This is a genomic window from Flavobacterium cheonhonense (assembly GCF_035671315.1).
Classification (GTDB): domain Bacteria; phylum Bacteroidota; class Bacteroidia; order Flavobacteriales; family Flavobacteriaceae; genus Flavobacterium; species Flavobacterium cheonhonense.
On the sequence record NZ_JAXAVY010000001.1, the window covers coordinates 887,596 to 902,463 of the forward strand.

The 14,868-nt window shown below is 39.1% G+C and carries 10 protein-coding genes; 9 read left to right on the top strand and 1 reads right to left on the bottom strand.

Going from position 1 to position 14,868, the window contains the following annotated elements; translation table 11 throughout:
* The first annotated feature begins 28 nt into the window (after positions 1-28).
* Positions 29-2,767, top strand: a complete 2,739-nt coding sequence (gene infB, locus SK086_RS03920) for a translation initiation factor IF-2 (protein ID WP_324689924.1) — start codon at positions 29-31, stop codon at positions 2,765-2,767.
* Between the two features lie 35 nt (positions 2,768-2,802).
* Here infB and SK086_RS03925 read toward each other — a convergent pair whose 3' ends face one another.
* Positions 2,803-3,192: an SPOR domain-containing protein gene (locus tag SK086_RS03925; protein ID WP_324689925.1), complete on the bottom strand. Its 390-nt coding sequence runs from the start codon at positions 3,190-3,192 to the stop codon at positions 2,803-2,805.
* Between the two features lie 218 nt (positions 3,193-3,410).
* Here SK086_RS03925 and SK086_RS03930 point away from each other — a divergent pair, with 218 nt between their 5' ends.
* From SK086_RS03930 to SK086_RS03965, 8 genes are read left to right on the top strand one after another with little or no spacing between them, the layout of a single operon-like run.
* Complete coding sequence (locus tag SK086_RS03930) at positions 3,411-4,748, top strand: c-type cytochrome (RefSeq protein ID WP_324689926.1); 1,338 nt, start codon at positions 3,411-3,413, stop codon at positions 4,746-4,748.
* 32 nt (positions 4,749-4,780) lie between these two features.
* The gene (locus SK086_RS03935) at positions 4,781-7,843 is read left to right on the top strand and encodes a TAT-variant-translocated molybdopterin oxidoreductase (RefSeq protein WP_324689927.1); all 3,063 of its coding nucleotides are present in this window, start codon (positions 4,781-4,783) and stop codon (positions 7,841-7,843) included.
* Positions 7,844-7,882: 39 nt separating this feature from the next.
* Positions 7,883-9,292, top strand: a complete 1,410-nt coding sequence (nrfD, locus tag SK086_RS03940; RefSeq protein WP_324689928.1) for an NrfD/PsrC family molybdoenzyme membrane anchor subunit — start codon at positions 7,883-7,885, stop codon at positions 9,290-9,292.
* An 8-nt stretch (positions 9,293-9,300) separates the two neighbouring features.
* A complete protein-coding gene (locus SK086_RS03945) occupies positions 9,301-9,828 on the top strand; it encodes a DUF3341 domain-containing protein (protein ID WP_324689930.1) in 528 nt (175 codons plus the stop codon).
* Positions 9,829-9,837: 9 nt separating this feature from the next.
* The gene (locus tag SK086_RS03950) at positions 9,838-10,401 is read left to right on the top strand and encodes a c-type cytochrome (RefSeq protein WP_324689932.1); all 564 of its coding nucleotides are present in this window, start codon (positions 9,838-9,840) and stop codon (positions 10,399-10,401) included.
* A 27-nt stretch (positions 10,402-10,428) separates the two neighbouring features.
* Positions 10,429-11,763 (top strand): quinol:cytochrome C oxidoreductase, encoded by a 1,335-nt coding sequence (locus SK086_RS03955; RefSeq protein WP_324689934.1) that lies wholly within the window; start codon positions 10,429-10,431, stop codon positions 11,761-11,763.
* 19 nt (positions 11,764-11,782) lie between these two features.
* Positions 11,783-12,973 (top strand): cytochrome c oxidase subunit II, encoded by a 1,191-nt coding sequence (locus SK086_RS03960; protein ID WP_324689936.1) that lies wholly within the window; start codon positions 11,783-11,785, stop codon positions 12,971-12,973.
* A 21-nt stretch (positions 12,974-12,994) separates the two neighbouring features.
* Positions 12,995-14,788, top strand: a complete 1,794-nt coding sequence (locus tag SK086_RS03965; RefSeq protein ID WP_290872559.1) for a cytochrome c oxidase subunit I — start codon at positions 12,995-12,997, stop codon at positions 14,786-14,788.
* The last annotated feature ends 80 nt before the right edge of the window (positions 14,789-14,868 follow it).

Consider the following 14,868-nt stretch of genomic DNA (forward strand, 5'->3'; position numbering starts at 1 on the left):
AACAATAAGTTAACATTAATTAGATTTTATGTCTGAAGGAAATATTAGAATTAATAAAGTTTTAAGGGAATTAAATATTTCTTTGGAAAGAGCTGTGGATTATCTTAAGGATAAAGGAATTGCTATTGAAGCGAGTCCTAACACAAAAATTTCCGATGATGTATACAATATTCTTTGTGGTCAATTTGCCGGCGACAAAGGCAACAAAGAAGCTTCAAAAGGAATAAGCGAAGAAATCAGAAAGGAAAAAGAAGCCCTTCGTTTGGAAAGAGAAAAAGAAATTGAAGACAAACGCAAACTAGAAGAGGAACGCCAACGTTTGGAGTTAATCAAGGCCAAAGCTGTAATCAGCGGTCCTAAGCAAGTCGGAAAAATCGATTTAGAGCCTAAAGCTGCAGTTGCTCCTTCAGAAGCCCCGAAAATTTCAGCAGAAAAATCAGAGCCTGTTGTGGCGAAAAGTGAAGCTCCTGCGCCGGTAGCCGAGCCTAAAAAAGAAGTAGTTAAAGAAGCCGAATCAAAACCGGCGGACACTACTGCAGACGAGACTATTACGACGCAATACCAAAAATTGTCCGGTGCTACTTTGACCGGTCAAGTGATTGATTTGTCTCAATTTAACAAGCCGAAAAAGAAAAAAGAAGAATTCAAGAAAGACAATGGTAAACCGGCTGCTGCTAACGGACAAAATGCCAATGCAAGTCAGAATGCCAACAAGAATAAACGCAAAAGAATTGCCCCGAAACCAGGTGATAAACCAGCCATTACCGGAGGCAATAACGCTCAAGGCGGACCTGCTAAATTTGGCAACAAACCGGGCTTCCAAAAAGGAAACCGTCCGGCCATTGTTCAAAAAGTAGAGCCGACAGAAGAAGAAGTTAAAAACCAAATCAAGGAAACGTTAGAGCGTTTACAAGGGAAAGGGAATAAATCCAAAGCGGCCAAATACCGTAGAGACAAGCGTGATACGCACCGTCAACGTTCAGAAGATGAGATGCAAGCGATGGAAGAAGGAAGCAAAATCCTGAAAGTAACCGAGTTTGTTACCGTAGGTGAAATTGCAACCATGATGGATGTGCCTATTACTAAAGTAATCGGAACGTGTATGACCTTGGGAATCATGGTAACCATGAACCAAAGATTGGATGCTGAAACCCTTTCTATTGTGGCTGATGAGTTTGGTTATCAAGTAGAGTTTATCACCACTGATATCGAGGAAAATTTAGAGGTAATCGAAGATAAACCTGAAGATTTAGTACATCGCGCCCCTATCGTAACTGTGATGGGTCACGTAGATCACGGTAAAACTTCGTTATTGGATTACATCCGTAAAACCAACGTAATTGCCGGTGAGTCCGGAGGTATTACACAGCACATCGGTGCTTACGGAGTGGTATTAGAGAACGGTCAAAAAATTACTTTCTTAGATACACCGGGTCACGAAGCGTTTACCGCTATGCGTGCTCGTGGTGCTCAAGTTACCGATATTGCCATCATTGTAATTGCAGCGGACGACGATATCATGCCTCAAACCAAAGAAGCCATCAGTCACGCTCAGGCGGCAGGCGTTCCTATGATTTTCGCTATCAATAAAGTGGACAAACCGGCTGCTAATCCTGAAAAGATTAAAGAGCAATTGGCAGGAATGAATTTGTTGGTTGAAGACTGGGGTGGAAAATACCAATCACACGACATCTCGGCTAAAGCCGGAACGGGGGTTAAAGATTTATTGGAAAAAGTATTGTTAGAAGCTGAATTGTTGGATTTGAAAGCGAATCCAAACAAACCTGCTGTAGGTACAGTAGTAGAAGCTTTCTTAGATAAAGGACGCGGTTACGTGTCTACTGTATTAGTGCAAGCCGGAACCTTAAAGGTAGGCGATTATGTACTGGCCGGTAAAAATCATGGTAAGGTAAAAGCCATGCACGATGAAAGAGGGCACAATATTTTAGTGGCCGGACCATCAACACCAATTTCTGTTTTAGGATTGGATGGTGCGCCAACAGCCGGTGACAAATTCAACGTGTTTGAAGATGAAAGAGAAGCCAAACAAATCGCAGCCAAACGTACCCAATTATTGCGTGAGCAATCGGTTCGTACGCAAAAGCACATTACTTTGGCAGAGATTGGTCGTCGTATCGCTTTAGGACAGTTCAAAGAATTGAATATCATCTTAAAAGGAGATGTTGACGGTTCGGTAGAAGCGTTGTCTGATTCCTTCTCGAAATTATCTACTGAAGAAATTCAAATCCGAATCATCCATAAAGGTGTTGGTGCGATTACTGAGTCTGATGTATTGTTGGCTTCGGCTTCCGATGCGATCATTATCGGATTTAACGTTCGTCCTTCCGGAAATGCTAAGCAATTGGCAGATAAAGAAGAAATCGATATCAGAAACTATTCTATCATTTACGACGCTATCGACGACTTAAAAGATGCGATGGAAGGTATGTTGTCGCCGGAGATGAAAGAAGAAATTACCGGTACTGCAGAAATCCGTGAGTTGTTTAAAGTTTCTAAAGTTGGAACTATTGCCGGATGTATGGTTACAGATGGTAAAATCTTCCGCAACTCTAAAATCCGCTTGATCCGCGAAGGTGTGGTCATTTACACTGGAGAATTGGCTACCTTAAAACGTTTTAAAGATGATGTAAAAGAGGTTTCTAAAGGATACGATTGCGGTATGCAAATTAAGAATTACAACGATATTCGTGAATACGATACCATTGAAGCTTTCCAAGAAGTGGAAGTGAAGAAAAAGTTGAAATAATACTTCAAAAAAAGCCCCGAATTTCGGGGCTTTTTTTATTTGTTTGGTTTGATTAAAAAGGCAGTTGGGTATCTTTTCTTTAGTAATTGTAAATTCTTTTCAGCTTCAATTCGGGTTTTAAAATTGCCTACCCAAACTTTATACAAAGGAGTGCTGAATACTATGGTGGCGTCTAAATTTTTAAATTCTTTTTTGAAGTCGATTAATGTTTTTTTGGAGTTTTCAGTATCACCATTGAATATCTGAATTTTATAGCGGTCATTAATAGTAATTGAACTGTTAATTTTTCTTTTCTCATTTAGCAATTGTTCAAATTTAACATCCTGATCAACGGTTACTTTTCCATCCTGAGAGTAGGTTTTTTGGCAAATAAAGAAAACGATTGCGCAGCAAAAAGCGGCATTTGTTTTGGTTAAAAATTTCATAATGATTTGATTTTTATACAAATGTAAAACTTAATAAATTAAACAAAAGACGATTTGTTATTTAGAATTAATATAAATTGATATTTATGATATATTTAAGGTTTTGAGAATAGTTCATAAGTCGTATTTTTGTGCAAGTTTTAAAGAAAGCGTCGATTTTTTCACTGAAAAACCTTCAGAAAGAATCATGCCAACATTAGTCGATAATCATTTATTATATGAAAAAAATGGGTAACCATAATTCGATTTCAAGGAAAATAGTCTTTAGTTTAGCTTTAATGCTAACGTTCTCCTTCACCTCATTTTCACAAGAAACTCCTCCTGCGGCCGCTGCTGATCCAGCTGCTGCTTCTGCTGCTCCTGCAGCTGCGACCGGTGGAGATCCTGTAGCCGGAAAAGCATTGTTCAACGCCAACTGTGCAGCTTGTCACAATCTTGACAAAAAGATGACAGGGCCTGCTTTAAGAGGTGTTTCTGCAAAGTATGACAAGGAGTGGATTTACAAATGGGTAAACAACAGTTCTGCTCTCATCAAATCCGGAGATGCTAAGGCTATCAAGATTTTTGAAGAGTTTAACAAGTCAGTGATGACTGCTTTTCCACAATTGTCAACAACAGATATTGACAACATCATAGCTTATACCGACGAGAAAAAAGCGGAGCCTGCTGCTGCAGTAGCTGCATTGCCTGGTAAGGGAGCTGATGCTGATCAAGGCGGAATTTCAAACGACGTTATATTAGGTGCTTTGGCATTGGTGATGTTGATGTTGGTAGTTATGTTGTTCTTTGTAAACAATGTGCTTACCAAAGTTGCTAAGTCTAACAATATTGAAGTGCCTGCTAAACAAGGAGTTTCATTATGGCAAGCTTTTGCTAAAAACCAGTTCTTGGTATTGGTGGCTTCTATCTTCTTATTGTTGTCAAGTGGCTACTTCGTTTACGGATGGATGATGCAAGTGGGTGTTGATCAGGATTATGCTCCAATTCAACCAATCCACTATTCACACAGAATCCACGCCGGTAGCAATGGTATTGATTGTAAATACTGTCACTCTGCAGCTAGAGTTAGTAAAAACGCAGGGATTCCTTCGTTGAATGTTTGTATGAACTGTCACAAAAACATCGCTGAAGTAGCAGATACTACAGCAACTCCGGAATACAGCAAAGCATTCTATGATGGTGAGATTCAAAAATTATACGATGCAGTGGGTTGGGATAAAGCCACTCAAAAATATACTGGTAAAACCAAGCCGGTTAAATGGGTTCGTATTCACAACTTGCCTGATTTTGCTTACTTCAACCACTCTCAGCACGTAACGGTGGCCGGAATTGAATGTCAAAAATGTCACGGTCCGGTTCAGGAATATGAAATCCAAAAACAATTTGCGCCATTAACCATGGGTTGGTGTATCAAGTGTCACCGTGAAACTGATGTGAAAATGGAAGGTAATGCCTACTATACAAAAATTCACGAAGAACTTTCCAAGAAATATGGTGTAGACAAATTGACTGCAGCACAAATGGGAGGTTTAGAATGTGGTAAGTGCCACTATTAATCAAATTATTAAGAAGCTAATATTTATATACGATGTCATCGAACAAAAAATACTGGAAAAGTGTTGAGGAACTAAACGAAAATAGTTCTATTGTTGAGACGCTTAGAAATAATGAATTCTCAGAACCAATCCCAACGGATGAGTTTTTGTCTGATAAAGAATCCTTATCTTCTTCTTCAACAACTCGTCGTGATTTCTTGAAATACGTTGGATTCAGTACAGCAGCGGCTACTTTAGCAGCTTGTGAAGGTCCTGTGCACAAATCAATTCCTTACGTTTTACAGCCGGAACAAATTATTCCGGGAGTGGCAGATTATTTTGCGACTTCAATGTTTGATGGTTTTGATTTTGCCAATCTATTGGTAAAGTCACGTGAAGGTCGTCCGATTAAAATTGAAAACAATACCATAGCCGGTGCTAAGTTCACTGCCAATGCCAGAGTTCATGCTTCGGTTTTGTCATTGTACGATAATACTCGTCTAAAAGTAACCAAGGTAGATCAGAAAGATGCTACTTGGGCTGCTGCTGACATGAAAATCAAAGCCAGTTTGGCTGATGCCAAAGCAAAAGGCGGACAAGTGGTTTTGTTAACCAATACTTTAGCTAGTCCTTCAACTGAAAAGTTGATTGCTGATTTTATCGCTCAAAATCCAAACGCTAAGCATGTAGTGTATGATGCTGTATCTGAGTCATCAGCTTTAGATGCTTTTGAAGCAGTTTACGGAGAAAGAGCTTTGGTTGATTATGATTTTTCAAAAGCCAACACTATAGTGTCTGTCGGAGCTGATTTCTTAGGTGATTGGCAAGGTGGTGGATACGATTCAGGATATGCTCAAGGCAGAATTCCGCAAAAAGGAAAAATGTCTAAGCACTACCAATTTGAAGCCAATATGACCTTGTCAGGTGCGGCTGCAGATAAGAGAGTGCCGATGAAAGTTGCCGATCAAAAATTAGCTTTGGTTAAAATCTACAGTATAATTACTGGTTCAGCTGTATCTGTAGGAAAGCTAGCTAATGAAGATGTAGTGGTTAAAGCCGCTCAACAATTAAAAGCTGCCGGAGCTAAAGGTCTTTTAGTGTCTGGAATTCAAGATAAAAATGCACAATTATTGGTTTTAGCGATCAACCAAGCTCTGGCAAGTGAGGCATTCTCTACAGTGGGAACGCGTCAAATCAGAAAAGGTTCTGATGCTAAAGTAACTCAATTGTTAGCAGATATTAACGCGGGTAGTGTACACACGCTTATTATGAGTGGTGTTAATCCGGTTTACACTTTGGCTAACGGTAAAGCGTTTGCTCAAGGGTTGAAAAAAGTAAAATTATCAGTAGCTTTTTCTTTGAAAGAAGATGAAACAGCTTCTGTAACTAACATAGCTGTTCCTGCGCCTCATTACTTAGAGTCTTGGAACGATTTAATGCTGACCAAAGGAACTTATTCTATTGTTCAGCCTACTATTCGTCCGTTATTCAGTTCTAAACAATTCCAAGAAGGATTGTTGTCTTGGACAGGTAACGCTGCTTCTTATTACGATTATATCAAAGCCAATTCTGGTGCTTACTTGAATGGTTTAACTTGGAACAAAGCCGTACACGATGGTGTAGTTGCCGGTGTAGCTTCTGCTGCTTCAGCAGGTTCTGCTGATTTCAGTGCAGCTGCTTCAGCTTTAGCGCAATCAAAACCGTTAGCTAATTTCGAGTTGGTATTGTATACTAAAACCGGTATGGGTGACGGTCAACAAGCTAATAATCCATGGTTACAAGAGTTTCCTGATCCAATTACGAGAGTTTCTTGGGATAACTACTTAACAGTGTCAAAAGCGGATGCTGAGAAGTTAGGCTTGAAAAATGAAATCGTTGCCAATGGTGGTTTAGACGGAAGTTATGCTACTGTAAAAGTGGGAGCTACTTCAATCACTGCCCCGGTAATTGTACAACCTGGACAAGCCGTTGGAACTATCGGTTTGGCTTTAGGGTATGGTAAAACAGCGGCTTTAAAAGAAGAAATGCAAGTAGGTGTTAACGCCTACGCTTTATATAACAATTTTGATAATGTTCAATCCGCTTCAGTTGATAAAGCTGATGGCACTCATGAGTTTGCATGTGTTCAATCACAAAAAACTTTAATGGGTAGAGGTGATATTATCAAAGAAACTACCTTAACTGTTTTCACGGCTAAATTTGATGAACCGGAAGTTTGGAATCCTACTCCAATGGTTTCTTTAGATCACAAAGAAGTTGCTGCAACTTCTGTAGACTTATGGGAATCGTTTGATCGTTCAGTAGGACATCACTTTAACTTGTCAATCGATTTGAACGCTTGTACCGGTTGTGGTGCTTGTGTGATTGCTTGTCATGCTGAAAACAACGTACCTGTTGTTGGTAAATCTGAAGTTAGAAGAAGTCGTGATATGCACTGGCTGCGTATCGACAGATACTACTCTTCAGAAGAGACTTTCGAAGGTGATAACAAGAAAAAAGAAGAGTTCGACGGTTTATTCGGAGAAAAAGGTTCATTGGGTGGATTCGGTCAAATGGAAAATCCAAGCGACAACCCACAAGTGGTGTTCCAACCGGTAATGTGTCAACACTGTAACCACGCACCATGTGAAACAGTATGTCCTGTGGCTGCTACTTCTCACGGTCGTCAAGGTCAAAACCAAATGGCTTATAACCGTTGTGTTGGTACTCGTTACTGTGCTAACAACTGTCCGTACAAAGTACGTCGTTTCAACTGGTTCTTATACAGCAAAAACAATGAGTTTGATTTCCATATGAATGATGACTTAGGTCGTATGGTAGTAAACCCTGATGTAAACGTTCGTTCTCGTGGAGTTATGGAAAAATGTTCAATGTGTATCCAAAAAACACAGTTGACCATTTTAACTGCTAAGCGTGAAGGTAGAGAGGTTGCTGTGGATGAATTCCAAACCGCTTGTTCTTCTGCTTGTACTACAGGTGCTATGGTATTTGGTGATGTGAACAATAAAGAAAGTAAAGTTGCTAAACTAGCCGAAGACAAGAGAATGTACCATTTGTTAGAAAGTGTTGGAACTAAACCAAATGTTTTCTACCACGTAAAAGTTAGAAATACCTAGTATCAATAAGTAATTAATTAAGAAACAATATAAAGGATTATGTCGTCTCATTACGAAGCACCCATTAGAAAACCTTTAGTTATAGGTGATAAAACTTATCACGATGTAACTGTAGATGTAGCCGCTCCGGTGGAAGGAAGAGCCAATAAACAGTGGTGGACTGTATTTTCTATCGCATTAGCCGCTTTCCTTTGGGGGATTGGTTGTATCATTTACACCATCTCTACAGGAATCGGTACATGGGGATTAAATAAAACCGTTGGTTGGGCTTGGGATATCACCAACTTCGTTTGGTGGGTAGGTATCGGTCACGCCGGTACTCTTATCTCTGCTGTATTATTATTATTCCGTCAAAGATGGAGAATGGCCATTAACCGTTCAGCTGAGGCGATGACTATCTTCTCGGTAATTCAAGCAGGTTTGTTCCCAATCATTCACATGGGACGTCCTTGGTTAGCTTATTGGGTTGTGCCGATTCCAAACCAATTTGGTTCATTGTGGGTTAACTTCAACTCTCCGCTACTTTGGGACGTATTCGCAATCTCGACTTATTTATCTGTATCCTTAGTATTCTGGTGGACAGGTTTATTACCGGATTTCGCTATGTTGAGAGACAGAGCCGTAACTCCTTTTGCTAAAAAGATTTATACCATTCTTTCTTTCGGATGGAGTGGTAGAGCTAAAGACTGGCAACGATTTGAAGAAGTATCTTTAGTTTTGGCAGGTTTGGCAACTCCGTTAGTACTTTCTGTACACACAATTGTATCCTTTGACTTTGCTACTTCGGTAATTCCTGGATGGCATACTACCATCTTCCCTCCGTATTTCGTTGCGGGAGCAGTATTCTCAGGATTTGCAATGGTTAACACTTTGTTGATCATCATGAGAAAAGTATCTAACCTTGAGGCTTATATCACCATTCAACACATCGAATTAATGAACATCGTAATCATGATTACCGGTTCTATTGTAGGTGTGGCTTATATCACCGAGTTATTTGTAGCTTGGTATTCAGGAGTAGAGTACGAACAATACGCGTTCTTGAACAGAGCGACTGGTCCTTACGCTTGGGCTTACTGGGCGATGATGACTTGTAACGTTTTCTCTCCACAGTTCATGTGGTTCAAAAAATTAAGAACCAGTATCATGTTCTCTTTCGTTATCTCTATTGTTGTAAACATCGGTATGTGGTTTGAGCGTTTCGTAATTATCGTTACTTCATTACACAGAGACTACTTACCATCATCATGGACAATGTTCCAACCGACATTTGTTGATATTGGAATTTTTATCGGAACTATCGGTTTCTTCTTTGTGTTATTCCTTTTGTATGCCAGAACCTTCCCGGTAATTGCACAAGCAGAGGTAAAAACCATCTTGAAATCTTCTGGTGAAAATTACAAAAGACAAAGAGAATTAGAAGGTCATAATCATTCAGATAAACATTAAGAATTGCTATGAGTAGTAATAAAGTTATACACGCAATATACAACGATGACGATGTATTAATGCACGCGGTTCACGAAACCAGAGCAGCTCATCATCACATTGAGGAAGTTTATACTCCTTTTCCTGTACACGGATTAGACAAAGCTATGGGATTGGCTCCAACAAGATTAGCCATCTGTGCTTTTATCTACGGATGTATTGGTTTAACAGTAGCCACTACCATGATGAATTATATTATGATTTCTGATTGGCCGCAAGATATCGGAGGAAAACCAAGTTTTAGTTATATCCAAAACATGCCTGCTTTTGTACCGGTAATGTTTGAGATGACGGTTTTCTTCGCTGCCCACTTAATGGTAATTACTTTCTATATGAGAAGTAAATTATGGCCTTTTAAGCAAGCAGAGAATCCGGATGTCAGAACAACTGATGATCACTTTTTAATGGAAGTGGCTGTTCATGACAATGAAGCAGAATTGGTTAAATTCTTCGAAGGTACCGGAGCAGTTGAAGTGAAAGTAATTGATAAGCATTAATAATTAGCTATGAAGAGTTTATTTAAAACAGCATTTGTATTAGGCATCATGGTTGCTGTGTCATCGTGTAAAAGCGATTTGAAACCGAACTATCAATACATGCCTAATATGTACGAATCAGTAGCCTATGAAACCTATTCAGAATCTGATGCTTTCAATTCTCCTACAGGTGAAAAAGGTAAAGAAGGACAGTCACCTGCTGAAGGTTCTATCAAAAGAGGTTTTGTTCCTTATGAAGTTCCAAATACCCCTGAAGCTTTAGCCATGCTTAAAGCAACCAATCCAAAGTCGCCTCTTGATTCTACTCAAGTAGATATGAAAAAAGGAGAAGAGCTTTTCAATGTTTATTGTGCTATTTGTCACGGAACTGAAGGTAACGGTAAAGGGAAATTGGTTACACAAGAAAAATTCTTAGGGGTACCAAGTTATGCCGACAGGGTAATCAATGAGGCCAGTATCTTCCACGTGGTTACTTACGGATTGAACTCAATGGGTTCGCACGCTAATCAGTTGAGTCAAACAGAGCGTTGGTTAGTTGCCGCTTATGTAATGCAACTTAAAAGCAAATTATAATTGTAGAACAAACAGATTGTTATAGATATGTATACATTTTCAAGTAAACTAAAAACCTTTTCTTTTGTCCTAATGATCGTTGGTGTTCTTGGGATTGGTTATGGTTTTTTAACTGCACCAAAAACTATTCAAGATGTTGAGACCATTTTGGCATCTGATAGTCACGGACATTCTAATGCTCACGACACTGCAGCTACCCACGATGCTCACGGTGAAACTACAGGTCATGATGCAAAAGCAGCTTCTGCCGAGCACAACGAGCATTTAGAGCACGTTCTACACCAATTACAAAACAAACCTTGGGCAGCCTTGTATGTAGCATGTCTGTTCTTTATGTTGATTGCCTTAGGAGCTTTGGCATTTTACGCTATCCAACAAGTAGCACAAGCCGGTTGGTCTCCAGTATTATTCCGCGTTATGCAAGGTATCACGGCTTATTTATTACCGGGTTCAATTATCTTCTTTGTTTTGTTACTTTTATCTGGTTTCCACATCAATCATTTATTCATTTGGATGGATGAAGAAGTGAGAGCTACTGACGAATTGATTCAAGGTAAAGCCGGTTATTTGAACTTCCCATTCTGGATCATCAGAGCGGCTGTGTTCATCTTCGGGTGGAACTTGTACAGACATTTATCAAGAAAGAATTGTTTGGCTCAAGACGAAGCTACTGACAATACTTTCTACAAAAAGAATTTCAAAATGTCTGCGGCATTCTTAGTGTTCTTTATTGTTTCTGAGTCTATCATGGCATGGGATTGGATTATGTCGGTTGATCCGCATTGGTTCAGTACATTGTTTGGATGGTATGTTTTCGCCAGCTTTTTCGTAAGTGGTATTACTACTATTTCAATGGTAACTTTATACCTTAAATCTAAAGGTTATTTAGAAAACGTAAATTCAAGCCACATCCACGATTTATCAAAATTCATGTTTGGTATTAGTGTATTCTGGACTTACTTATGGTTCTCTCAATTCATGTTGATTTGGTATTCTAACATACCGGAAGAGGTAACTTATTTCAAAACGAGAATAGAGCATTTCAACTTGCCGTTCTTTGGTGCTGTAGTATTGAATTTCATCTTCCCATTCTTGGTATTAATCAACACCGATTTCAAACGTATTACTTGGATCATTGTTATGGCAGGTATAGTTATTTTATTTGGTCACTATGTTGATTTCTTCAACATGATTATGCCTTCAACAGTAGGTGACCAATGGTTTATTGGTATTCCTGAGATTTCTTCTATCTTGTTCTTCTTAGGTTTATTCATTTTTGTGGTATTCAATGCGTTAACTAAAGCGCCTTTGGTGCCGAAACGTAATCCGTTTATTGAAGAAAGTAAACATTTTCATTATTAATATTTAAAGTAAATTACAAATGACAACTTTTTTGATACTTACAGTTGTAGTCTTATTGGCGGTTGCCCTATGGCAGTTAACTAAAATATTCGACTTAACTCAAGTTGGTGGTGGAAATGTTAATGACACTCAAATTGCAAATGATAATGACAATAAAGTAAACGGATATTTGATGTTTGCCTTTTTAGGATTCATCTATCTAACTACTATTTTATGTTTATTGAATTATAGTGATTTGCCTCTTATCGGAGATGCTGCTTCAGAACATGGTCCTCAAGTAGATAATTTGATGGTCATCTCTTTAGTGCTTATTTTCATCGTTCAAACGATTACACAAGCATTACTTCATTATTTTGCTTTCAAATACAGAGGGAGACAAGGTCAAAAAGCCCTTTACTTCGCTGATAACAATAAATTAGAGTTTATTTGGAGTATTATCCCTGCTATCGTTTTGGCTGGTTTAATTTTGTACGGTTTGTACGCTTGGACAAATATCATGTTCGTAGATGAAAAAGATGAGCAAGATGCGATTGTTATCGAGTTGTATGCCCAACAATTCAAATGGGAAGCTCGTTATGCCGGTGCCGATAATGTTCTTGGTAAAGCCAATGTAAGATATATTGAAGGCGTAAACAATTTAGGGGTTGACTTATCTGATCCTAATGCTCAAGACGATTTCACCGCTCCAGAATTACACATCCCTAAAGGAAAAAGAGTAGTGTTCAAAATGCGTTCTCAAGACGTTTTGCACTCAGCTTATATGCCACACTTCAGAGCGCAAATGAACTGCGTTCCGGGTATGGTAACTAGTTTCTCTTTTGTGCCTACTATGACTACAGCAGAAATGAGAGAAAAACCGTCTATGATTGCTAAGGTTGCCAATATCAATGCAATCAGAGCTAAGAAAAGTGAAAAACTAGTTGCAGATGGTCAAACCGCTTTAGATCCTTACACTTTCGACTATTTATTATTGTGTAACAAAATTTGTGGTGCCTCTCACTATAATATGCAAATGAAGATTGTTGTGGATACTCCGGAAGAGTATGCCGCATGGTTAAAAGAGAATTCAGCTAAAACCATCGTTCAAGCTGTAAAAACTGCTGCCGAAGAAGACAAAGCTTCAGAAACTCCGGCCGCTACTTCTAAAGATACATCTTCAACCGCCGGCAAAGACACTACCGTAGTTGCCCAAGCAGAACCAAAACATTAATAAAATTTAAAAGTTTATAATATGTCAGCTCACAACCAAGATCACGGTCACGACGCACACGAACACCACCATAAAGACACGTTCATTACTAAATACATATTTAGTATTGATCACAAGATGATATCAAAACAATATTTGATTACAGGTATCATCATGGGTATTATAGGTGTTGGTATGTCAATGCTTTTCAGAATGCAATTGGCATGGCCTGAAGAATCTTTTAAAATTTTCAGCTTTTTCCTAGGTGAGCGTATGGCTCCGGGAGGCGTAATGAACAATGAAACGTATTTAGCTTTGGTGACGATTCACGGTACCATCATGGTATTCTTCGTGTTGACTGCCGGTCTAAGCGGTACATTCAGTAATTTATTAATTCCATTGCAAATTGGAGCAAGAGATATGGCATCGGGATTCCTTAACATGGTATCCTACTGGTTGTTTTTCCTTTCCAGTGTTGTGATGGTAATCTCCTTATTTGTGGAATCAGGACCGGCTTCAGCAGGATGGACAATCTATCCGCCATTGAGTGCATTGCCTCAAGCCATGTCAGGTTCAGGTACAGGAATGACTTTATGGTTGGTATCTATGGCTATCTTCATTGCTTCTTCATTGTTAGGGTCATTGAACTACATTGTTACCGTAATCAACCTTAGAACTAAAGGAATGTCAATGACAAGATTGCCACTTACCGTTTGGGCTTTCTTTATTACTGCCATTATTGGTGTTATATCTTTCCCGGTATTATTATCTGCAGCCTTGATGTTAATCATGGATAGAAGCTTTGGTACTTCTTTCTTCTTGTCTGACATCTATATTGCCGGTGAGGTACTTCATTACCAAGGAGGTTCTCCGGTATTGTTCGAACACTTATTCTGGTTCTTAGGACACCCTGAGGTATACATCGTATTGTTACCTGCTTTAGGTATTACCTCTGAAATTATTGCCACTAACTCACGTAAACCAATCTTCGGTTACAGAGCGATGATTATGTCTATTATAGCCATTGCATTCTTGTCAACCATCGTTTGGGGTCACCACATGTTCATTTCTGGAATGAATCCTTTCTTAGGTTCTGTATTTACGTTTACTACTTTGTTGATTGCAATTCCATCAGCTGTAAAAGCGTTCAACTACATTACTACTTTATGGAAAGGTAACTTACAATTAAATCCTGCTATGTTGTTCTCTATCGGGTTGGTATCAACCTTTATCACCGGAGGTTTAACAGGGATTATTTTAGGAGATAGTACTTTGGATATTAACGTACACGATACTTATTTCGTAGTGGCTCACTTCCACTTAGTAATGGGTATTTCTGCTCTTTACGGAATGTTCGCCGGAATCTATCACTGGTTCCCTAGAATGTTCGGAAGAATGTTAAATAAAAACTTAGGCTATGTTCACTTCTGGGTGACTGCTGTATGTGCTTACGGAGTATTCTTCCCAATGCACTTTATCGGTATGGCCGGTTTACCAAGAAGATATTACACCAATACCAACTTCCCGTTATTCGACGATTTACAAAACGTAAACGTTATCATTACAACTTTCGCTTTAGTTGGAGGTGCTTTCCAGTTGGTATTCTTGTGGAACTTCTTCCACAGTATCTTCTACGGAAAGAAATCTGTTCAAAACCCTTGGAAATCGAATACACTTGAGTGGACAGCTCCTGTTGAGCACATGCACGGAAACTGGCCAGGCGATCTACCTGAAGTTCACAGATGGCCTTACGATTACAGTAAACCGGGTCATGATGACGATTTTGTACCGCAAAACGTACCTATGAAACCGGGAGAAGAAGTATTACATCACTAATTCTTACATACCATATAAAAAAGCCTTTCCTAACCGAAAGGCTTTTTTATTGGCAACTAACTTTGTTATATATTTGTGAG